Source organism: Geomonas subterranea, assembly GCF_019063845.1.
GTDB classification, from domain to species: domain Bacteria; phylum Desulfobacterota; class Desulfuromonadia; order Geobacterales; family Geobacteraceae; genus Geomonas; species Geomonas subterranea.
Map to the genome: position 1 here is coordinate 4,913,165 of NZ_CP077683.1, position 21,341 is coordinate 4,934,505.

The 21,341-nt window shown below is 61.6% G+C and carries 16 protein-coding genes; 3 read left to right on the forward strand and 13 right to left on the reverse strand.

What is annotated here, in order from left to right; all coding sequences use genetic code 11:
* Positions 1–206: 206 nt before the first annotated feature.
* Complete coding sequence (locus tag KP001_RS21480) at positions 207–1,337, forward strand: glycoside hydrolase family 99-like domain-containing protein (protein WP_217287507.1); 1,131 nt, start codon at positions 207–209, stop codon at positions 1,335–1,337.
* Here the strand turns inward: KP001_RS21480 and KP001_RS21485 are convergent.
* The 12 genes from KP001_RS21485 to KP001_RS21540 all read right to left on the reverse strand — a co-directional run bounded on the left by KP001_RS21485 (position 1,279) and on the right by KP001_RS21540 (position 15,476).
* Entirely contained in the window at positions 1,279–3,573 is a 2,295-nt protein-coding gene (locus tag KP001_RS21485) for a glycosyltransferase (RefSeq protein WP_217287508.1), read from the reverse strand. The genes KP001_RS21480 and KP001_RS21485 overlap by 59 nt on opposite strands.
* Positions 3,566–4,516: a glycosyltransferase family 2 protein gene (locus KP001_RS21490; protein WP_217287509.1), complete on the reverse strand. Its 951-nt coding sequence runs from the start codon at positions 4,514–4,516 to the stop codon at positions 3,566–3,568. The genes KP001_RS21485 and KP001_RS21490 overlap by 8 nt, the downstream gene beginning before the upstream one ends.
* Positions 4,517–4,571: 55 nt before the next feature.
* Complete coding sequence (locus KP001_RS21495; RefSeq protein WP_217287510.1) at positions 4,572–6,347, reverse strand: GTP-binding protein; 1,776 nt, start codon at positions 6,345–6,347, stop codon at positions 4,572–4,574.
* On the reverse strand, positions 6,347–7,144 hold the full coding sequence (cysD, locus tag KP001_RS21500) for a sulfate adenylyltransferase subunit CysD (protein ID WP_217287511.1): 798 nt from the start codon (positions 7,142–7,144) through the stop codon (positions 6,347–6,349). Before cysD ends, KP001_RS21495 begins: the two co-directional genes overlap by 1 nt.
* On the reverse strand, positions 7,141–7,788 hold the full coding sequence (cysC, locus tag KP001_RS21505) for an adenylyl-sulfate kinase (RefSeq protein WP_217287512.1): 648 nt from the start codon (positions 7,786–7,788) through the stop codon (positions 7,141–7,143). The genes cysD and cysC overlap by 4 nt, the downstream gene beginning before the upstream one ends.
* A 101-nt stretch (positions 7,789–7,889) precedes the next feature.
* Complete coding sequence (locus KP001_RS21510; RefSeq protein WP_217287513.1) at positions 7,890–8,726, reverse strand: sulfotransferase domain-containing protein; 837 nt, start codon at positions 8,724–8,726, stop codon at positions 7,890–7,892.
* Positions 8,727–8,763: 37 nt separating this feature from the next.
* Complete coding sequence (locus tag KP001_RS21515) at positions 8,764–9,636, reverse strand: Stf0 family sulfotransferase (protein WP_217287514.1); 873 nt, start codon at positions 9,634–9,636, stop codon at positions 8,764–8,766.
* Positions 9,637–9,667: 31 nt separating this feature from the next.
* Positions 9,668–10,504 carry an alpha-1,2-fucosyltransferase gene (locus KP001_RS21520; protein ID WP_217287515.1) on the reverse strand — a complete coding sequence of 279 codons (837 nt, stop codon included), beginning with the start codon at positions 10,502–10,504 and terminating at the stop codon, positions 9,668–9,670.
* Between the two features lie 84 nt (positions 10,505–10,588).
* Complete coding sequence (locus tag KP001_RS21525) at positions 10,589–11,866, reverse strand: ABC transporter ATP-binding protein (RefSeq protein ID WP_217287516.1); 1,278 nt, start codon at positions 11,864–11,866, stop codon at positions 10,589–10,591.
* Between the two features lie 34 nt (positions 11,867–11,900).
* A complete protein-coding gene (locus KP001_RS21530) occupies positions 11,901–12,719 on the reverse strand; it encodes an ABC transporter permease (RefSeq protein WP_318248655.1) in 819 nt (272 codons plus the stop codon).
* A 458-nt stretch (positions 12,720–13,177) separates the two neighbouring features.
* Complete coding sequence (locus tag KP001_RS21535; protein ID WP_217287518.1) at positions 13,178–13,795, reverse strand: hypothetical protein; 618 nt, start codon at positions 13,793–13,795, stop codon at positions 13,178–13,180.
* A 661-nt stretch (positions 13,796–14,456) separates the two neighbouring features.
* Complete coding sequence (locus KP001_RS21540; protein ID WP_217287519.1) at positions 14,457–15,476, reverse strand: glycosyltransferase family 2 protein; 1,020 nt, start codon at positions 15,474–15,476, stop codon at positions 14,457–14,459.
* 287 nt (positions 15,477–15,763) lie between these two features.
* Here KP001_RS21540 and KP001_RS21545 point away from each other — a divergent pair, with 287 nt between their 5' ends.
* Complete coding sequence (locus KP001_RS21545) at positions 15,764–16,465, forward strand: glycosyltransferase family 2 protein (protein ID WP_217287520.1); 702 nt, start codon at positions 15,764–15,766, stop codon at positions 16,463–16,465.
* A gap of 3 nt (positions 16,466–16,468) precedes the next feature.
* Complete coding sequence (locus KP001_RS21550; RefSeq protein ID WP_217287521.1) at positions 16,469–16,834, forward strand: DUF2304 domain-containing protein; 366 nt, start codon at positions 16,469–16,471, stop codon at positions 16,832–16,834.
* A gap of 197 nt (positions 16,835–17,031) precedes the next feature.
* Here KP001_RS21550 and KP001_RS21555 read toward each other — a convergent pair whose 3' ends face one another.
* Positions 17,032–21,273, reverse strand: a complete 4,242-nt coding sequence (locus tag KP001_RS21555; RefSeq protein ID WP_217287522.1) for a PKD domain-containing protein — start codon at positions 21,271–21,273, stop codon at positions 17,032–17,034.
* Positions 21,274–21,341: the final 68 nt, after the last annotated feature.

The window sequence follows — 21,341 nt, forward strand, 5'->3', positions numbered from 1 at the left end:
TCAGAAACACAGCCGTTGTCAGTATGACCGCTACTGTTTGTGTGTGAGCCTTAATTGTCATTGAAGTTGCTCCTTTTACCTGATGTTAAAAAGGCTTTTATATGCTTTTTTGACCAAAAAGACAAGTTGCTGTTGGCCGAGGCGAACGTCAGAATATGACCTTTTTTGAATACATGCGGCGCCTACATCCAAAGGTGTACTTCCGGATGACGGTAAACGCAGTGGCCGCAATCCTGCTGACACAATCAGCATATGCGGGAGAGCTTCGTCCGGTGGTCGGTGCCATTCGCTGGGATGCCTGGTATGCCGGCAGCCCCTACGAATACAGCCTCTCGGCACCGCAGTGGCGGGGGCGGCTCCCGTTTTATGCCACAAACGGCAAGGACGGGCGAGCGAGCCTGCGCGCGGACAGCCAGGAGGTCATGGACCGCGAGATCGTCCTCGCCAGCGCGGCGGGCATCGACTACTGGGCCTTTTGCTATTACAGTACCCGCCACAACCCCGCCCTGGCCCAGTTAGACGAAGGCTTGCGGCGCTACCTCGCCAGCGCGCGAAAGAACGAGATCCGCTTCTGCCTGATCCTTGAGACCAACCATCTGGGACCGGTTGAGGATTGGCCCGTAACGATCAAGAGGCTGGTGGCCTTTTTCAAGGAACCGACCTACCAGACGGTGGCGGGGGGGCGCCCGCTGCTCTTTCTCTTCGACCCCGGGGAGATGGAAAAGTGGGCCGGTTCGAGCGCCGCCGTAAAAGCGATGCTGGGCGAACTCGACCGCGCCGCTCTCGACGCCGGGCTGCAGGAGCCGTACATGGCGGCCCAGGGAGGGGAACCCGCCAGGGTGAGCAACTGGGTGGAGAAATTCGATCTCGACGCGATAAGCGCCTACACTGCGCCCGGGACTGGAGGGGACGGCGAATATCCTCACAGTGCCCTCGCCGAGGCTAACAGGGGGTTCTGGGAAGCGTGCAAGGCGCTGGCAAAGCAGACGATCCCGATAGTGAACGCCGGATGGGACAACCGTCCACGCCGAAACTCCACGGAGCAGGCCCGGAAGCTTCGCGGCCCCTGGTACGTGCCGCCCACCCCGGCGGAGCTGGCCCGGCATCTCAAGTCGGCAATCGAATGGGAAAGGGCGAACCCCGAGTACACCGAGGCCGACGCCATCATCATCTATGCTTGGAACGAAAGCGACGAGGGGGGGTGGCTGGTGCCGACGCTCACGGAAGGGGACGCACGGTTGCAGGCGATAAAGAGCGTACTGCGGACGCGTGAGCCCGCTACCTCCCCCGCACCAGGTCGTACGCCTTCCGCAGCGGCCCCGTTACCTTCCAACTGAGCGAGTTGAGCAGATCCTCGATGCGCTGCTCCCGCTCCCGCAGTTGAGTGTGGCAAGCGGTTCTTTCCTCCTCCTGCGCGGTCCTGGCCAGCACCAGTTCCTGCTCCGCCGCCTTGAGCCTGTGCGCCGCGTTCTCCAGCATTTCGCCCAATTCGCGGATGGTCTCTTCCTTGGCGGCCAGGTGCGCCTCGGCAAGCGCGCTCTGGCGCGCCAGTTCCTCCAGCGCTTGGCGGTTCATCTGCTCCTGGGCCTGGATCCGGACCGCCTGCTGCTGCAGCCGCCCCTCCAGGTCCGCCCTGAGGCCCTCCGCCGCCGTCATGCTTTCTTCATGCAGCGCCACGAACTGGGCCACGCGCTCCTGTTCCTGGAGCATCACCTCCTCGACCTGCCTCAGACGCTGGTTAAGTGCCTGGATCTCAACGATCTTCGAGCGCAGCTCTCCTTCCAGTTCGATCCGGTTCCGCCGCGCCTCCTCTTCTCTCTGATTCAGCTCTGCCGCAGCCTGCTCGAGCCCGGTACGTGCCGCCTCGGCCATCTCCAGTGCGGTCGCCAGTTCCCCGGCACGCCCGGTCAACGCGGCAATTTCTGCGTCCCGCTGCTGCAACCCTGTTTCCAACTCGGCCCGCAGCGTGGAGAAACCCGCCAGTTCCTCCTCCATCTGCCGGATCCGCTCTTCCCGGTTCACGATCTCTTTCGAGCGGTAATCTAGGTACCTTTCCAACTCGGCGCGCAACTCGCCCGCGAGCGCCAACTCATCGGCGAGATCGTTCAGCCGCTCCTTCAGGTCCGCCTTCTCGATCTTCTTGTTCTCCAGCCGCGTCTCGAGGTGGGCGCGCTTGTCTTCCACTGCCCGGGCGAGCGACAGGAGCTGCTCCGCGTGCTCCTGTGCCTGGGCGGTCTTTTCCCGCTCGCAGGCCAGCAGGGCCTCCTGCTGCCGGGAGAGCTGGACGCTTACCTCGGCAAACTGTCTTTTCTGCAAGGTCAGCTCTTGCTCGAGATTGGGGATCACCCGCATGGTTTTCAGGTGTTCGAGGTACGCCTCTATGAAGCAGTTCAAAAGCGAGGCCTGTCTGGAGTTGAGCGGCGCCTTGGCTGAGGCGGAGAGTTCCTGATACAGGCTCGCGAAGCTGTCGACGTAGCGTTCGAGGGTGAAGTTCTCGCAGTAGCGTTTTCGGGCCGCCTCGCCCATGGCGGTCCCGCGTGCCGGATCGCTGCAGAGTTCGAGGATCTTTTCCGCCAGCGCCTCGGGGTCCTGCACCGGGACGATGTAACCGGTCTCCGCTTCGAGCACCATCTCGCGCGTGCCGCCGCAGTCGGTCGCGACCACCGGCTTGCCCTGCGACATGGCCTCGAGGACCACCAGCGGAAACGCCTCCTTGGTCGAGGGGAGCACGAACAGGTCCGCACCAGCCAGGATGTCGGCGACGTCGTTGCGGAAGCCGAGGTGGAAAACCTTGTCCTCCAGGTTCAGATCCTTCACCTGCTGGCGCAGCTCCGCGACCGCCTCGGGTGAGCCGCCCCCCGCTATGGCAAAGAGCAGCCGCTCATCCCGTGTGCAGGCCTTGGCGGCCGCGGCCACGAGGTTGTCGAGTCCCTTGTATTTTTGCAGCGAAGTGACGCATACCGCTATGCGCTGCTTTGGCCCGGCACCAAGCTCTGCACGCAGCTTGTCCGGGGCGGCCGCAGCATGGCAGGGGACGCCGTTGTAGATGAGCCGCACCTTGGCCGGCTCCACGAAGCCGGCCAGTTCGTCGCTTACCGCCTGGGAAACGGTGACGGCCCGGTCGGTGAGGAAGTTGATCGACTCGTAGAGCAGGGGGAGTGGGAGGATGGACTGCAGGCTCGGGTGCCCGTTCAGGATCTCGTGCACGTGCCAGACGTGCGGGATCCCTTTCAAGGCGGCGGCGATGGCCCCCCAGCAGATCACGGAGGTGTTGGAATGGATGACGTCCGGCTTTTCCTCATCGATGATGCGCAAGAGCCGGTCCAGCGCCAGCGGGATCTCCTGCTGTGCATGAAGCAGCCTCCCCTCGTTCTTCACCCACCACTCCAGCGGCAAGATGTGTGTCTTTACGCCAAGCTCGGCGAGCCTTTGCTTGAACAGGCCGTCGGCGGGGAGCACCACGGCAGACTCGAAGCGCTCCTTGTCCAACCCCTCGATCAGCGCGAGTGCGCAGTTCTCGGCTCCGAACAGGTACGAAGAGTGGGAGATAAAGAGGATTTTCAGCTTAGGCATGTTCCAGGAACCTCGTGAGTACCGATGGGGTGTTGGTCAGCCTGGCGACGGCGAACGCCAGCCGGAAGAGGGGGCGCGGGTGGTGTTTGAAGATGGCGGCCATCAGGGTCGCCGCCTCCCCGGTGAGGCCGTTTTTGAGCAGCAGCCGGCACCAGGGCTTGTAGTTGTTGATGATCTGGCGCCTCTCGGCGAGGGTGAGCGGAAGGGCGAGGTAGGGTGCGACGTCCTGGGCGGGGCCCTGGCTCCCTCCCGCACGCTCCTCGGCCAGCCGCCGCGCCAGCACGGCCAGGCGGTGCTGCGACACCATCCGCTGCACGGTCACCGACTCGACGGTGAAGCGATAGGCGTAGAGGGGCTCCGGGAGGTTGGCGAGCTGGTTGCGCTCGCTGAAGCGCAGCCACATGTCGTAGTCCTGCGCGGTGATGAACCTCTCGTCGTATCCCCCCAGCTCGACGAAGCGGTCGCGCCGGAACATGATGGAGCCGTGCCAGAAACAGTTGTAGCTGCACAGGGTGGCGGCGATCTCGGCCGGTGCCGTCGGGTGACGGAAGGTGGCGAGTTCGGCCCCTTGGCTGCTGATCACCTTTACGGCGGAGCCGACCAGGGCTATCTCGGGGTGTGTCTCGAGGAAATCGGCCTGGATGGCCAGGCGCCCGGGGAGTGAGCGGTCATCGGCATCCTGGCGGGCGACATACTCGCCGCGCGCCTCACGGATGGCGAGGTTGAGCGACTTGGTGAGCCCCTGGTTGTCATGCCTGATGACCCTGAGGCGGGGGTCGGTGTAGGAATCAAGGATGGCTGCAGTGCCGTCGGTTGAGCCATCGTCGACAACGATCAGCTCGAAGTGGGGTCGGGACTGCTCCAGGATGCTGTCCATCGCCTCGCGCAGGTACCGTTCACCGTTGTAGACGCTCATCACTACGGATATCAATGGCTTGCTCAAAAAGGCACCCTGTGCACCGCCTGCAGTATTAGGGATCTTGCAGCCCCGATTAGTATCACAAAAGGATGTTTTTTTCTTCCATTAATTCCATGATGGTTTTCGCGGCTGCCTTCAGGTCGTCGGACTCGAGGAAGTGGAGGTCCGTGTTGTCCGGCAGGGGTCCCTCGACAAAGGACATGTGCACCGCGATCACGGTGTGGGGGTGCACCAGGGCCCGGATGATCTGGTGGTCTGCCAGTGCGAAGGTATTGGTGGTGGAGACCACGATCTGCCCGGCACGGAGCAGGATCTGCGCCACTTCGCCGAAACGGCGCACCATCTCTTCCTTGTCCGAATCGCTCAGGTCGGTCCCCAGCCCGTACTGCAGGTTCTTGCCGTCGAGGAGGTAGACCTGTTTCCCGCCGTTGAACAGGCGGCGCTCCAGGTGCCTGGCCAGCCGGGCCTTGCCGCTCCCTTTTTCGCCGGTGAACAGGACGATGCCGGGGTAGTGGCCGTTTCTCAGGACTCTTTCGTCGAGGTGGATCTCGCCGCGTCGCCATTCGAAATCGCGCCTGCGTGCCTCCGCGCGGAAGGGCTCCTGCTCGTCCTTGAACACCTCCATGACGATGCCGCCCCCCTGGATGTCGTAACCCTCGATGATGACGAAACGCCCCGTCGTGTCGATGTCGGCGTAGCGGTCCAGGGCGATGGGGCGCCTGGTCCTGATGATCACCTCGGCCACGTCGTTTTTCTCGATCCGTTCAGGGGATTCGCCGCGCCCCAGGGTCGAGGCGTCGATGATCCCGAGGATCGCCTCCACCTCCATTTCCACCTCGGCCGTGGCGATCCGGAGCAGGTACCTCCCCCCCACCGGCACCGGGTTCTTCCCCATCCAGAAGATGTTGGCCTTGAACCGGTCGGACACCTCCGGCGCGGCATCCTTGTGCGACGCCACCTCGCCCCTTTCCACGAAGATCTGCTCGTCCAGCGTGAAGCCGGCGGACCTCCCGGCCGGGACCGAGTGGACGACATTGGGGACGTTGAAGGCCTCGATGCTCTTCACCACCGCGGTCTTGTTCGACGGGGAGAACACCAGGGTGTCGCCGACGCTGAACTGGCCCGCCTCCACCCGCCCCGCGATGATGCGCCTGGGGTCGAACTTGTAGATGTCCTGCACCGGGATCCGCAACGGGAGATCGGTCCGCGCCGGAAGCTTCACGAAGTTCGCCAGACTTTCCAGGAGGGTGAGCCCCCCGTACCACGGCATCGCGCCGCTTCGTGCCGCCACGTTGTCGCCGTTGCGGGCGCTGGCGGGGATGAAGTACTGCGGCTCCAGTTTGAGGTGGGAGAGGAAGGCGCGGTACTCCTTCTCGATGGCGCGGAAGGCCTCCTCGCTATACCCCACCAGGTCCATCTTGTTGACCACTACCACCACCTGCCGGATGCCCAAGAGACTCAGCAGGTAGCCGTGCCGCTTGGACTGTTCCTGGATCCCCTCGCCGGCGTCTATGATCAGCACCGCCGCCTCGGCCCGTGCGGCGCCGGAGATCATGTTCTTGAGAAACTCCTTGTGCCCTGGCGCGTCGATGATGATGTACTGCCTATCCCCCCAGCTGAAGAAGGTGCGGGCGGTATCGATGGTGATCCCCTGCTCCTGCTCCTCGAGAAAGGCGTCGAACAGGAACGCGTATTCGAAGACCTTTCCCTGCCTGGCGCAGATGTCCCGCACCTTGTCCAGGTGTCCTACCGGGAGAGAATCGGTGTCGGCGTAGAGACGTCCGAGCAGGGTGGATTTCCCATGGTCGACGTGTCCCACGAAAACGATCTGGAAGTGTTCCTTGGCGGTATCCATCACATGTACCCGTCCTTGCGCAGCTTCTCCATGCCGCGGTCGGCGTCCTGGGCCCTTCCGGAGCGTTCGGCGACCTTGGTGTTGCGCAGCTCGGTGATGATTTCATCAACGGTCTTGGCCGTGGACCTTATGGGGGTGGTGCAGGGGGCGCAGCCGAGGCTGCGGTAGCGCAATCCATCGCCGCGGTCGAAGTAAAGGGGGATCACCGGGATGTCTTCCTTCTTGATGTATTCCCAGATGTTGATCTCAGTCCAGTCCAGAAGCGGATGGATGCGGACATGGGTGCCGGGCTCGAAGCGGGTCTTGAACTGGTCCCAAAGCTCGGGGGGCTGGTCCCTGAAGTCCCAGTCGTTGTTCTTGTCCCGGGGGGAGAAGTAGCGCTCCTTGGCCCGGGTCCCTTCTTCGTCCGACCTCACCCCGACGATGACGCCGTTGTAGCGCTTCTCGTCGAGCACCTGCTGCAGCCCCCGGGTCTTCAGCGCCGTGCAGCATTCCATCCTGCCGCGCTCCGGTGACATTCCCGCCTCCAGCGCCTCTTTGTTCTGGCCGACCACCAGCGTGAGGTCCCAGTCCCGCGCCAGGCGGTCCCGGTACTCGATCATCTCCTTGATCTTGTAGGAGGTGTCTATGTGCAAAAGCGGAATGGGGGCGTGCCCGAAAAAGGCCTTGCGCATGAGCCAAAGCAGTACGGTGGAATCTTTTCCGATCGACCACAGCATGCAGAGGTTGTCGAAGTTCTTGTAGGCCTCGCGCAGGATGTAGACCGACTTGTCCTCGAGTTCTTCCAGGTGCTTCATGGCGAGACCCCGTCACCGCCGCAGGGCGCTGCGGCCCATCTGCACTTCGGCTCCCGGTCCCGGAGGTGGTCGAGGATCAGCGCAACGGACTGGTCTATGTCGAGCAGCGCGGTGTCGATGATCAGTTCCGAAGCGAGCGGTTCTTCGTAGGGGCTGTCGATGCCGGTGAATTCGGGGAGCTCGCCGGCGCGCGACTTCCGGTAGAGCCCTTTGGGGTCGCGCTTTTCGCAGACGTCCAGCGCGCACTTCACGTGGATCTCGATGAAGTCCCCTGGTTCGAAGAGGGCGCGGACCCGGTCCCGGTCCTCACGGTACGGCGAGATGAAGGCTGCCAGCACCACTACGCCCGCGTCGACGAACAGCTTGGAGACCTCGCCGACCCGCCTGATGTTCTCACGCCGGTCGTGCTCCGAGAAACCGAGATCGCTGTTCAGACCGTGGCGCACGTTGTCCCCGTCGAGGATGTAGGTGTACCACCTCTTTTCGAAGAGCTTTTCCTCCACCCTTTGGGCCAGGGTCGATTTCCCCGCACCCGAGAGCCCGGTGAACCAGAGGACCATGGAGGGATGGCCGTTTCGTTCCAGGTAGTCCTCGCGGGAGAGCTTTCTGTGTTCCCATCTGATGTTGCTGCTTTTTTTTGTCATCAAAGACTCCAGAAGCGGTTACGGGAATAACTGCCGTTGCCTAGACTGCTTTGACGGGGGGACGTTGGAGAGGAAGGCTCCGGTAGTGGTCCCATCCCGTGTCACAGCTGTTCCTGGTACAGGTCGATGCCGAAGGCGTTGATGATCCGCGCCACTTCCCTGCGCTCATCTTCCGGCAGGGCGTGCCGCGGGTCGGTCAGCGCCTCCGTCGAGCGGTCGGTGGGCTTCCGGGAGCAGGTTCTGGAGAGTTCCGCCAGCGCCTGCATGCGGCCAGGCGTGAACTCAAGCCCCAGGCGGCTGAGCAGGTGATCCGCTTCCCGCTCGGGATGGGCCGCCAGTTCCTCGTAGCGGCAGAAGAGCCACGGGTACTGCGACATCTGCCGCAAGGGGACCAGGTTTTCCAGGCACCACATCACCGCATGTTTTTGCACGTTCCCCTGTGCCGACTCGATCACCGGGAGGTACGGTTCCAGGAAATCCTGCACCAGGCGGGGCTGGCACAGATAGGCCTCGATGTGGGAATCCCATTGCTGTTTCACGCGGGACGCGATCACCGCGTACGGGTGGCGCACCAGGTAGACGATGCGGCAGGGGAAATTGTTGCTGAGCCACGCCAGCATGCCGTTGGCGCGGATCTCCTTGATCACCACTCCACCGGTGTCGCGTTCGGGATCCAGCCGCTTCCGGTCCTGGTCGGTCCACTCGTTGCCGATCCGGCCGGAGAAGAGTGCCTCCACCTTCGAGTGCCATTGAGGCTGGGCTTCCGCCGGGCTGAAATAGGGGCGCATGCCGAGTTCGGCGAATTCCGCCACGCGCCTGCACTCGAAAGGCTCGAAGATGATCCGGCGGTCGTCCCCGGCGATCACATTTCCCAACCAGGTGGTCCCGCTGCGGCCCGACCCGGCGACGATGATGATATCTGCTGCTTGTGAAGTCACCCGTTCACCCTCCGGATGGGTTGATTGCCTGCCTCTCTCACAGCGACAGGTCGTAATCGAGCTGCAGCCTCCGCCTCAGTTCGTCGGTGGAGAGTTCCTTGCGCTCTTTGTCGAGGGTGGTTAGGAGCTTGCCGTACTTGGCGCAGAAGCGCCCCAGCACCTCGTACTTGTTGCCGAATTCGAGCCGGAGCGTCTTGTCCTCCATCTTCTGAATGAAGGAGTTGATCTCCTCGTGTTGGCAGCCGAGTTCGATCATGACCCGCATCACCGTGAGCAGCCGGTCCGCCAGCATCTGCTCGTAATCGAGAGGGAAGTAGTCGATCCCTTCCCGCTGGAAGAAGGCCGCCATGCGGCGCTCCTTGGCGAGGATGTCGATGAGCTCCTTCCACATCTGGGCGTCGGAGAGTTCGACGTGATCCTGCTTCTGCTCCGTGGTTTTGGCGGTGAAGTCGTGCCAGTGGCCGGTCGTCTTGGCGCGTCCGAAGGAGAATGCCTGGCTCACCAGGTCGCGGCGGGTCATCCAGAAACAGCGCGTGATGTCCGCCGGGAAAAGGGTGCGGAAGTCGATGAGCGGCAGCAGGTGGCTCAGGCGCCACTCGTCGATCTTGAAGCCGAACCGGCCTCCGCTGGAAAACTGCGTCACCGCCCCGGCGAAGTACTCCCTGAAGTTTGCCGCCTCGATGCTCTTGTTGAACCGGGGCATCAGCGTCTCGTTGAAGAGTTCATGGGGGTGTCCGCAGATGCCGGAATCCTCCAGAAGGTGGGTGAGCCAGGTGCTGCCGCAGCGACCCGTGATGAAGATGATGTAGATGCAGTCGATGCCATCCGCCTGCCAGTCGTGTGATTCCACCCGGTTGGCGGAGAGGTTGGAGGCGTCCGCTCCGAAGAAGTTCAGTATGTTGTTGTTCACGTGGTACCTCCGTGCAGTTGCTGCCTTTACCCTAGATCCGCATCCACTGGGGGGGGACGATGTCACGGGTGTCTATCTCGGGCTTGGCGAACCACCTCAAGGGGGCGATCACCCGCTTGTCGGCATTGCCGGAGAGCCAGGCGCCCCACCAGCTGAAACTGCTGTTGGCGATGATGAAGTGCTTGCAGTTGCGCATAAGCCACAGGTCTTCGTGTCCGTTCCATGCGTCGTTGCCGTCGATGCACACGGAGGGGCCGGGAGGGGTGATGTTCTCCCTGGCCCATTGCGGGTCGTCCGAGAAGATGAAAAATACCGGGTCCGGGACCATCGCGGCCATGCGCCGCATCGCCTCCTCGTAGTACTCAAGGGGCAGGACGCCGTGGTGCAGCGTCGTCTTCGGGTTGGTCACGTAGTCGGAGCGGCGCACATGCAGGGCAACCGCATTGCTTGCCTCGATCTGGCCCAGCATCTTCATGGCCCCCTCTCCGGGAGGAGCCTCGAGCTGGAACTCGTCGAGCAGCAATTCCCGGATCCCGGCGAAGTACCGCTCGGTCTGCCAGAAACCGTGCAGGTAGATGTTGCCGCGGGCCTCCAGGACAGCGGGGTCGAACAGCCTGCTTTTTTGCATCAGGCGCAGGTAGTGCTGCGGATCCACGGTTTCCATCTCCCTGAAATGGGCGACTTCCGCGGCGCTCGCGATGCAACCCCGCACCTTGAACCTGTGCAGTTCGTACTCCCTGAGCGGGTCGTCGGCGAAGGCGCCGGTGTCGATCTTCAGTTCCGTCCCGTTCAGCACGGCAAGGTGGCGGCCCAGTGCGTACTGGAACATCTGGTTGCCCAGTCCGTTGTAAGCCCTGACGATCACCATCGGGTCATCCCCTCTGCCAGGTGTCTTTCTTCAAGAATATGGATGTGTGTGGGGGGGGGTAGCGCTCCTGGTATCGGATGCAAATTAGCATATCCGGTCACATTCAATGTTGCACTCTTTGTTGATAACGGTGTAGTGCCTAAACTGTAAATCCTTGTTTGCTACTTGGAAGATCACGGCTTCATGGACGATGTGATTTTGTACGTGGCACTGGTAGGTTCCATCGGAAATAGCGGTTGTTATGGAGTAATCACCGTTTTTAATCAGTGGCATCTTGAAGGAAAATTTCACGGTATGGATTTCGGCTGGCGACATTTTGGCGACTTCCTTTTCCAGGAAAATGCTGTTGACGCCGAAAATGAGGATGCCGAGGCTATTCTTGATGTCGATGGAGAGGATCGGCTGAAGCACCTGCTCCTTTATGTGCACCTCGATCATGAATACAACGGATTCGCCTCCCTCCAAAAGTTCCGCAGACTCCCCCGTGACCGCGTCGTAAAAAGCGACTCTGGTTATGACTGCCCTTTTGTCACCTAACGATGCGAACATAGTGACATCCTGCCATTGCCAAGTCGTTCCCGCCGAAGTGGCCGTGACAGCCGGTTTGTGCGTCTTTGTCGGCACCATGTCGTAGGCCATGAAGTTCGCAAACCGTTTGCAAACTTCCTTAGAATCTCCCATTTCGATGATTTTCCCCTTCCCGATCCAGATGGCTTTGCGACAGAAGGTTTTTACCGACGGCATATCGTGCGAAACGAAAAGCACCGTCACGCCTTTGTTGATAAACTCATTTATCTTGCGCAGGCATTTCTGTTTGAATCTGCTGTCTCCGACGCTGAGTGCCTCGTCGACGATGAGGATGTCTGGCTCGACATTTGAGGCAACCGCGAAAGCCAAGCGCACCATCATGCCGCTGGAATAGGTTTTCACCGGCTGATGAATGAAGTCGCCGATATCGGCGAACGACAGTATTTCATCGAGCTTGCGGTTCATCGCTTCCCGAGAGAAGCCGAGGATGGCTCCGTTGAAATAGACGTTTTCGAGGCCGCTAATGTCGGGGTTGAATCCAGCCCCCAGTTCCAGAAGCGCCGAGATTTTTCCGTTTACTTCCACCGAGCCCGTGGTGGGGGCGATGACTCCGGTGATTGCCTTAAGGAGGGTGGACTTGCCGGCGCCGTTTGGCCCGACCAGCCCTATGGTCTCACCGCTCATGACATCCAAGTTGATCCCCTGCAGTGCGTAGAACTCGTGGTGATACTTTTTACCGAAGGGGTGTAGAGCCTCCTTCAACCGCTCGGCCGGGGAATCATAGAGTTTATAGACCTTGGAGAGGTCGCGTATTTTTATGATCGGGTTGTGCAAATCGTGTCCTTCTTGCCTTTCAGTTGTGGCAATGTCAGATTACATCTGCAAAATGAGGCCTAAGTCTCCGGAACACAAGGGCCCCCAGTATGAAGGTCGCTATGGTGAAGGACCAGAAGAACAGGGCTGACGCCATGTTTTCCCAGAACCAGACTTTGTGAATGAAACTGTCCCGGTAGCCGTTCACCAGGTAGAAGATAGGGTTGAACTTGATCACGGCCTGATATTTCGGAGGCAAAATGGTCACGCTCCAGAAGATCGGAGTAAGGAAGAAGCCGAACTGCAGCAGGATGGCGATGATCTGCCGCAGATCCCGGAAGAAGATCACCACCGATGCTGTGAGCCAGGAAAGGCCGGTCACCAGGACCAGGGTGGCCAGGAGGTAGTAGAACACCTGCAGCCAATAGAGGTCCGGGTAGTAGCCGTAGCAGACGAAGAGGATGCCGACGAAGACGAGGAAAAAGGCATGGATGGCAAGTGCGGATAGGATCTTAATGATGGGCAGTATACCGATGCTGAATGCTACTTTCTTCACTACGAAGGCATTTTGCGCTACCGAGTTCATGCCGTTGTTCACGGAATCACTGAAGAAGTTCCAGATGATCATCCCCACAATGTACCAGAGTATATAGGGGAAGTCCTGCACAGGCTTGGAACGAAATCCTATCTGGAAGACGAACCAGAAGATGAAGATGTTGGCGATAGGAAGGAGAAAAGCCCATATCATGCCCAGATATGAACCGAGGTAATTTGCTTTGAAGTCCCGCTGGGTTAGTTCATAAATAACATTTTTCTTCTCCGAAAGTTCTTTGATGAAGTCGGAGAACATTTTAATGTTTTGCATGCTGGCCATATATTAAGAAGAAAGTGCGTAAAGGTGAGGTCTCAGCGAGACAATACTCTAGTTCTTTTTAGAACACAAGGCCATTTTTAAGGTAAAAGCCTTGGCTGGTGCAGAGTTAATGTAGTGTTTTGTCGAGGCTTTACCGTTGTTACGGTCGCGGTTTTTTCCTTAGCTATTCCACATGTCGAAGCATTTGTGGGCAGTCTGGCGGTGCGCTTGAGGAACCATAGCGTTTCCCTTCCCGGACCTTCCTGCACTCTATTGTCGATCCGCTCAAAGAGGACGAGACAGAACAGAACGTGGTCGTGTTGATGGACACAGCAGCACGATCGGGCGGAAAACCCAGCATTATGTATATGTTGTTGCTTGCAATCCAGTTTTATGGGAAGGGGCGCGAAAAACGGGCTCAGCGTTTTGACGCTGAGCCCGTTTTTCGCTGTCGAACATGCTCGGTTACCTTGCCAGAATCATGTGATGATGAGTGTGACGTAGTTGGACCAGGGGCTGACACCAGTGGTGGCGACGGCCCTGACTCTCAGGGAACAGTTCTTTCCTGCTTCCAGGTTCCTCGAGACCATCTTGCTGGCAGTCGGGTGCACTGCCAGGTGTCCCCAGTTCGCCTCTACGGTCGGATCACCGTAGGTGTACTGCATTTCATAGCTTCTGGCTTTCGCTACTCCGGTCACCTTCCCTAACACGGCTCCGCGTTCGTTCAGGTTGGACACGGTAAGAGTAGGGATGTTCTTGCCCACAGCTACAGTGCGGATCGGGCTGGCTTTCTTGTGCCAGAAGTACTCGCACCCGGCCCGGTAGGGTAGGGTGGGATCCTTCCGCGCGGCCAGTTCCACGAAATCCATGATGTCGATAAAGACCTGGTTAAATGGGGGGCGAAGGGAGTTCCGTTCGGCAACCATGGTATGATTGCCGGTTTCTGCTCCCCGGTGCACTTCCTTGAAATGTTCGTACATGTTCCTGAGCGGATCGCCGACAACGAGGAACGACGGGGTTGGCCCTTGTATCGGGTTTCCCGTGGTGAAGGCATCGACGATCGGTTCGGCTCTGACGATCACCTCTGAGTGGCTCATGCGTGTTATCATCGTGGTGGTATTTGCGCCCACAGGCTTTCACCTCCCTCGGCCCAGCCAGGTTTTTTCTTAAGCGTATAAGAGATTTCTAATTTGTCAATCGCCAATGTGCCATCGGTGTTTGGCGCATGCTGCGTCCGACCGAGGTGAGGGGGGGCTTCCCGAGTCGCGCAGAAAACGGTTGCGTTGACCTCGCGGCGGTTGTACAGGCCCATGTAACGATTACATTAGGCGATGTAACGCTTACATGAGGCAATGTAACCCTTACATGCAACTCGGATCGGCAATTTTTGACGGTTTTTGCCGTGCCATGGGGGGATGCGATGGTTGCAGAGCGCAATGTAGCCTCTGCCTCGGGGTAGGCACGCCTGTCGCGCGAGGATTTCGCTTTAACTTTGGCATTTGCAGGCTGTGATTCGGGCGATGTGTGGAAGACCGGATGAGCTGTAACCGTTACAACGTGCCATGTAACCGTTACATCGGGCCATGTAACCGTTACATTAAACGTCTAGGAACTGCAAAGAGCGTGAAGCTGCCGCTAAGGGGGCAGATTTCTCCTCAAAGGAGCCACCATTGTCGTGGCGCCGATCGACGGCGAGACGCGCCTGTCTTGCGGCGGGCAAGCGAGATGATTTTCCAAAGACGATGGTGGTGCTCGGTTTCAGGAGGGCGGCACATCGAGCAGTTCGTGGAAGGTCAGGTGGTGGCGCCTTAGTAGTTGCATTGTTTCACGGGGGGACAGGTTCTTGTGCCGCATCACCTCGGCGCGTTTCCTGGTTAGGGTGGGGAGGGCGAGCAGGGCGTCGCGCATTCCGCGCAACAGGGCGAGTGCGCACTCGTTCCTGCTGCCGCTGGTCTTGAACTCGCCTCCGGTTCCTTTGCCGTGCAGCACCACCCTGGCCTGTACCAGGTAGCGCAGCAGGGTGTACAGGGGGAGCGTAAGGAGCAGCACCAGCGGGAAGTTTTTCACAACTGCGTAGAAATGGTTGCGCTCGACGAGGTAGAGCTTCAAGGGGGACAGGGTCCCCGCGGTCATGGAGTACTTGTGGTACACGACGGCGTCACGGGCCAAAACGGCCTGCCACCCGGCGAGCCGCCCCCTAAGACCCAGGTCGCTGTCCTCGCAGTAGGCGAAGAAGTCGCCGTCGAAGAAGCCGATCTGGTCGACCATGGCGCGCCGGTACAGCGCGACGCAGGCCGAGGGGAACAGGATCTCGGCTTCGTCCTCGACGGCAAGCTCTGCATAGCGCCTCCCCCGGAAGTTGCCGCGGGACATGCCGTCCCTGCAGATCGCCATCCCCATCGAATCAACCCGCTCCGGATCCTGATAGCTGAGGATCCGGCATCCCACCATCCCCGCCTCCGGGTGCCGGTCGGCTACCGCCACCAGCTTTTCCAACCAGTCGGGCTCGGCCTTGGTGTCGTTGTTCAGGGTGACCAGGTACTCGCCCCGGGCGAAGGGAAGGGCGGCGTTGTTGCCGGCGGCGAAGCCTGCATTCTTCTCTAACGGGACCAGCCGCACCTCCGGGCGCTGCTCGAGGTAGGGGACGGATCCGTCGCTGGATCCGTTGTCCACCACGATGACCTGGAAATCCCTGAAGGTCTGCTTTTGCAGGCTGTCCAGGCATTCCGGCAAATGGCCGAGGCCGTTCCAGTTGACGATGATTACGGATACGCGCACGCCTGCTCCGGTTACTGACATTGAAAAAGTTGAATCATGGTTGTGGCGCGGTTCCCGCTCTCTGTGCTGCAGCCCGGCACCGGCCGGTAAAGCGTCTGCCCGCACGGCGCCCTCTCTATGACTTTTTTAATTGCGCGCCGCCAGATATTTATATTAGTATCGGGCTCCTTGGCAAGTCTTATCTCCTGTCCTAATGCCTGAAAGTTGGTCCGGATCTTGTATTCATTCAGAAAAGGTCCGTTTCCGGCTTTTCATTACGCCATATGGCGTTGGCATAGGTGGGTGATATGAGGATTCTTGCAATAATCCCGGCGTACAACGAGGCCCGTAATATCACGGCTGTCATCGAGGACCTCAAGTGTTTTAGCGGGGACATCCTGGTCGTGAACGACGGATCGACCGACGATACCGCCGCCGTTGCCAAGGGGCTCGGCGCGGAAGTGGTCAGCCACCCGTTCAACCTCGGCATCGGCGGGACGGTGCAGACCGGCCTGAGATACGCCTACGAGCACGGCTACGACATGGCCATCCAGTTCGACGGCGACGGCCAGCACCGCGGCGACCAGATCTTCAAGATCGTCGAGCTGGTGCAAAGGGGGGAGGCCGACCTGGTGATCGGTTCGCGCACCCTGCCCGGCGGCTACAAGATGGGGATCACCCGCTTCATCGGTTCGCGCATCTTCCACTGCCTGATCCGCTGCCTGGCGGGGAAGGCGATTCACGACCCGACTTCCGGGTTTCGCTGCTACGGCAAACAGACCATTCGCCTGTTCTCGCGCTTTTACACCGACGACTACCCCGAGGTCGAGTCGATCATCACCGCCGCACGCAACGGGCTGCGCGTGGTGGAGGTCCCGGTGCTGATGCGGGGCAGGCTTTCCGGGCACTCCTCCATTACCAGGAGAAAGTCCGCCTACTACATGCTGAAGGTCACGCTGGCGATGGTGGTTGATGCCATGCGCGGCAGGGATCTGGTCGGGGAATCATAACCTGTGGATTTAACCAAAATCGCTTCGCTGGGCCTCAGCGTTGGCATTTTCTGCTTCGTGGTCTGGCTGGTCAGGGAGCGCCGCCTGCGCGAGAAGTACGCCCTGCTCTGGCTCTGCACCTCCGTTTTCGTCATCCTCCTCACCGTGTCGCGCCGTATCCTCGAGGTGGCGGCGCTCGGCATCGGCATCTACTATCCCCCCTCTCTGCTCTTCCTGGTCGGCGTCCTGTTCCTGCTGCTCGTCGCCATCGGGCATTCCGTCACCCTCTCCAGGCTCTCCGAGAGTAACCACAACCTGGCGCAGGAGGTGGCACTCTTGAGGAAGCAGGTTGAGGATCTGAAAGATCTGCAAAAGGGCGACAAGCTGTGAAAAATTATTTTTAACGCAAAGCCGCAAAGCCGCAAAGGAAAACCTAAACGGAACAAAACGGGTTGAGTCAATGAGCGCTTGAGCTGTTGGTGTCCTTGCGCCTCTTCGCCTTTGCGTTAATCCAGACTTTTAAAAAACGAAGGCTTCGGGGAAATCCCCGAAGCCTTCGTTGCGTTTAACGTTCCCTTACTGTCGGGTCAAAATAGCGGGCGCGGCGTGACGTAGCCAAAAACCGCCGGGTTCTGCAGCACAGTGGCTTCGACGCTGTTGTTGTCCGGCGCTCCGTCGTCGAGGTAGTCGATGGTGTCGTAGAGAAGCCGCTTGGCGTAGCTGGCGTTGTGGACCCAGCCGCTTCCTGAGTCGAGCAGCCTCAGGTTGAACGCCGCCCCCATCACGTGCGCCCCCTGGACGGTGCCGGAGAGGTTCCAGTCCACCACGCGCGTCTCCTGCGACTGCTGCGCCGGGTCGGGGGTGGTGAAGAAGTACGGGTACCGGCCGCTGTTGTAGTGGATCCCCCTGGCGGCGAGCTGGGCCCAGATGAAGGACAATGCCGCCCGGTACCCCGCTCTCTTAGTCTCGAGCGCGGAAGGCGTCATGGCAAAGGCGACGCCACCGTGGCAACTGGCGCTGGAGCAGGAAGTGGCGGTCACCCCGCTGATCACCCCGTTACTGGACGTGGAAATGGCCTTGAAGGAGTGCTTGGCCGGTGCACTCATGTGGCACCCGACGCAGGGGCCGCGCCACGTGCCGTCCATTCCCAGGTTGACATGGAAGGTACTCGTCGTGGTCTGGCCGGGGCGGTATTCGTAGCCTTGGGGGAGGTCGCCGGGGTACATCAGGTTCGGCCCCGTGCCGCCGTGCGGGTCGATGAAGTCGACGTTGCTCCAGAAGCTGTTGCTGAGGCCGGGGTCGTGCGCTCCTCCCCCCAGCCGGCAGACGATGGAGGGGGCGTCGGGGGGGCAGATGAACGCTCCCCTGAAGCCGGGCGTCACCTGCTTGATGACTCCGCCTGCCCCCTTGCCGGCGTGGCAGGCGATGCAGATGTTGGAGTCCCCCATGTCCCGCGACCCGCTGGTGGTGCTGTACAGCTTCGGCCGGACGATCTTCCCGGTGGCGGCGGACGAGTAGCCGCTCCAGGAGATGACGTCATAGGTGTAGGTGGCGTAGTTGGCGATTCCCACGATGTTCCTGCTGTACCGGGAATCGAACGGGGTGGGGGCGTGGCAGGCCGGACAGCCGATCATCTCGCGGGTGCGGTCGCCTCCGGGCGCGCTCCCGGGGACGCCGAAGGGGGCGATGGCGGTGAAGTTCGAGTTGACGTAGTTGTTGAAGCCCGTGGTGGTGTGGCAGCGGACGCAGTCGAACTGCACGGTGGTCGCGGGAGTGGCCGGCGCAGGCGTCCCCATGCTCTTGAAGTCGAAGCTGGTCACCGCGGCCGACCGGTAGTCTCCCTTGGCGCTCCGGGCCCATTCGCGGTGCTCAGGCAGGACCTGGAACGTGCTCCCCGTCTGGGCGTCCACTTGGTAGTGGCAGCTCTGGCACTGGAGGTTGGGTGTCACGTACTGCGCCGTGCTGAAGCTGGCGAGGTGCGGTGCCGGCAGTACCGCCTTCAGGCGGTGGCCGTTATGGCAATTGGTGCAGATACCGGCGCTGGGCCAGCTGTGGACCGGGTGGCACTGGAGGCACCTGGGGTTGATGTCGGCGGTTGCCTTCAGCATCGGCTCCGCGCCGGGGTGGGCGCTCGTGGGGGCCGGTGCATGGCAGGACACGCAGGCGGCGCCTGCCGCGCTCAGGGCATGCTTGCTGGCGCCGTAGTCGGCGAATATGTCGCCGCCGGTGAGCGGGTCGGTCGCGCCCCGGTGGCATACCTGGCACGCGGAGGCGCCGCTCCCGGAGAGGGAAAGGAAGGCGGTGGCGTTGTCCCTGTCGCCGCTGCCGGAAAGGAGTCCCGCGATGGTGGGGGCGAGGTCGCGGCCGCGGTCGACGCTGCCGAAGGTAAGAAAGTCGATGGAGTCGCGCACCAGCCGCTTCACGTAGGCCGGGTTGTGGGCGTAGGCGCCGGGGTCGTGCACGAGGAGGTTGTAGTTGAAGGCGGCGCCGAGGTTTCCCGGCCCGTCGGCACGGCCGCCCCAGTTGGTCGCGGTGAAATAGGGGTACTGCGGTTTCCCGTCAGGGGAGGTGAGCGGGGTGAAGCCCCTGGCCGCCAGCGCCGCGGACAGCGCCTTCAGGGCGGAGGCGAACTGCTCGCTTCTCCCGGTGAGGAAGCCGGCGCTCACCGTGCCGCCGTCGATGTGGCAGCCGTTGCAGAGCGTGAAGCCCCCCGCTGCGGCCGAGAGGGTGTGCGAGCTGCCGGGGAGGTGGCAGGCCACGCAGGGGCCGGCCTCTGTGCCGCCGATGACGCTGTGGTTCACGCCGGCGTTGCCGTAGGGGAGGCCGGGGTAGTGGTACCCGGTGGCACCGTAGAGCTGGCCGCCGGCGGAGAGGTAGTGCGCGTCGACGAAGCGCAGGTCGCGCCAGAAGGCGCTCGAGTAGGCTGTCTGTGCCGTCACCCGGGAGAGCGCTTGCACGGTGGCGCCCGCCTGGCGGCCGGCGTGGCACCCAAGGCAGAGGTTGGACCTTCCGGCGTCGGGGAAGGTCGCGGTGACGCGAACCCTTCCGGTGGCGGCGCCCGAGTAGTTGTAGTAACCGGTGCGGCTGGAGAGGGAGCGCGGGGCGGAGAAATCGCCGGATTGGTGGCAGGCGTCGCAGGTAAGGGGTTCGCTGTAGCTGACAGCCGTCGCCGAGACCGGCTCGATGCTGGTGTAGAGGGCGAACCTCTGGTAGCCGGCGGCGCTGTGACAGCGCTGGCAATCGGTGGCTACGCTCGCGCTTTCCTTGGCGTCGGCCGCGGCACTCCCGGCCGTTTTCCAGGTGAAGTAGACGGAATTTTTCCATGCGGCGGCGTTGCCGTCGCCGTGGCCGGAAGAGGCCCACTCGGTGCGGAACTGCCGCAGCGCCTGGTCGGCGCTCCCCGCGGGATCCCCCCCCTGGTGGCAATCGCCGCAGGTGGTGGCCGGGGTCACGTAGGCCGCGGCATAGGATGGGTTGGCGAGGGAGGTATAGCCGTTGAAGTGCGCCGGGGTGACCCTCGCGTCCGGTGCCGGGTCGTGTCCCGAGGGGGTGTGGCAGACCAGACAGTCGGTGGCGGCGAGGGTGGTTTGGACGTGGTAGTGGGGGGAGTTGGCCGCGCCGTGACAGCTGAAGCAGGCGTTCAAGGCCGCGGGGAACGTGGTCGCCGGGTTGTGGTCCTTATAGGTGCCGTGACATCCCGAGCAGGTCATGCCTGCAGTACGGTGCGTGGTGCCGGGCTTGTGGCAGTTTCCATTGAGGCAGAAGCTCCCGGCGCCGGAACGGTAGGCGAAGGTGTTCGCGTCGACGCTGGATGAGTTGACCGGCGTCGGCATCTCCCCGTCGGTGTGACAGGTGATGCAGGAAACGCCGGCGGACTGATGCCGCGACGAGGACCAGCCGGGGAAGACGTAGGGGGCGGGAACGACCCCTGTGGCGGCGTGGCATCCCATGCAGCCACGACGCATCTCGTCAACCAGTGAGTCCACTACCGCGACCTGCGTGGTTGCCGAGGCGACGGCGATGCCGGAAACGGTCTGGGTGAGCCTGAACTGGTAGGTGCCTGCGCTTGGCGGGACGAAGCTCGGGGTGAGGGTGTCCGCGCCGGACAGCTGCACAGCGGGACCGGAGAGCTGGCTCCAGGATGGCGCCCCGCTTCCCACCATGCTTCCGGAAAGCGCGACGGTACCGTTCACCCGGGCGAGCTGGTCGACGCCGGCATTGACGCTGTAGGAGGCGTAATAGGCGGTCACGGTACGGGGCGCGGTGACGTTGCTTGCGGTGATCCTGACCGGCCCGGAGTAGGGGAGGGGGACCGGGGCCCCGTTGAGGTCGGCGACACTGCCGCCGGTGGCCGAGGTGAGGTAGCAGCCGGTGGCGCTGGGTGTGCCGGTGAAGACCGTGCTCCCGCCGTAGGCCACTTTGGCACTGGCGGGAGTGATGCTCCCGGGTCCCGATGCCGAGGCGGTCACGGTGACCTGTTGCGCTGTGAACCCTGCGACCAGCGACTGGGTGGCTCCTCCGCTCTTTTGGAAGGTGGTGAGGTAGTGCGAGGTGTAGTTCCCGATGGGGAGTGCAACCCCGTTCCTGAAGAGGGACGAGATCTTGTAGCCGGTGTTGGCGGTGACTTTCACCGGAACGGGGGCGGAGGTGGTGAAGTTGTTGTAGACGACGATCCCGGCGGTGGTTTGCGGGGCCTTGTCTCTCACCTGGAAGGTTCCCCCGGCATTGGATAGCTTGGTTTGCAACTGCCAGGTGGTGGCACTCCAGCAAAAGACCGCGACGGAGACAGGCAGCAAAGCGATAAGGAACAGCAGAGATTTCTTACCCATACCGAACCCTCCCTTCCTGTGGTTATGCCAATTGGACTCCTGGTCTGATCCTCCCGCTTAATTAATAT

Coding starts and splice junctions, on each gene's coding strand:
- KP001_RS21495 (WP_217287510.1), bottom strand. CDS start 6,347: ATGGATACCGCCAAGGAACACTTCCAGATCGTTTTCGTGGGACACGTC.
- cysC (WP_217287512.1), bottom strand. CDS start 7,788: ATGACAAAAAAAAGCAGCAACATCAGATGGGAACACAGAAAGCTCTCC.
- KP001_RS21480 (WP_217287507.1), top strand. CDS start 207: ATGACGGTAAACGCAGTGGCCGCAATCCTGCTGACACAATCAGCATAT.
- KP001_RS21485 (WP_217287508.1), bottom strand. CDS start 3,573: ATGCCTAAGCTGAAAATCCTCTTTATCTCCCACTCTTCGTACCTGTTC.
- cysD (WP_217287511.1), bottom strand. CDS start 7,144: ATGAAGCACCTGGAAGAACTCGAGGACAAGTCGGTCTACATCCTGCGC.
- KP001_RS21545 (WP_217287520.1), top strand. CDS start 15,764: ATGAGGATTCTTGCAATAATCCCGGCGTACAACGAGGCCCGTAATATC.
- KP001_RS21555 (WP_217287522.1), bottom strand. CDS start 21,273: ATGGGTAAGAAATCTCTGCTGTTCCTTATCGCTTTGCTGCCTGTCTCC.
- KP001_RS21520 (WP_217287515.1), bottom strand. CDS start 10,504: ATGGTGATCGTCAGGGCTTACAACGGACTGGGCAACCAGATGTTCCAG.
- KP001_RS21535 (WP_217287518.1), bottom strand. CDS start 13,795: ATGAGCCACTCAGAGGTGATCGTCAGAGCCGAACCGATCGTCGATGCC.
- KP001_RS21530 (WP_318248655.1), bottom strand. CDS start 12,719: ATGGCCAGCATGCAAAACATTAAAATGTTCTCCGACTTCATCAAAGAA.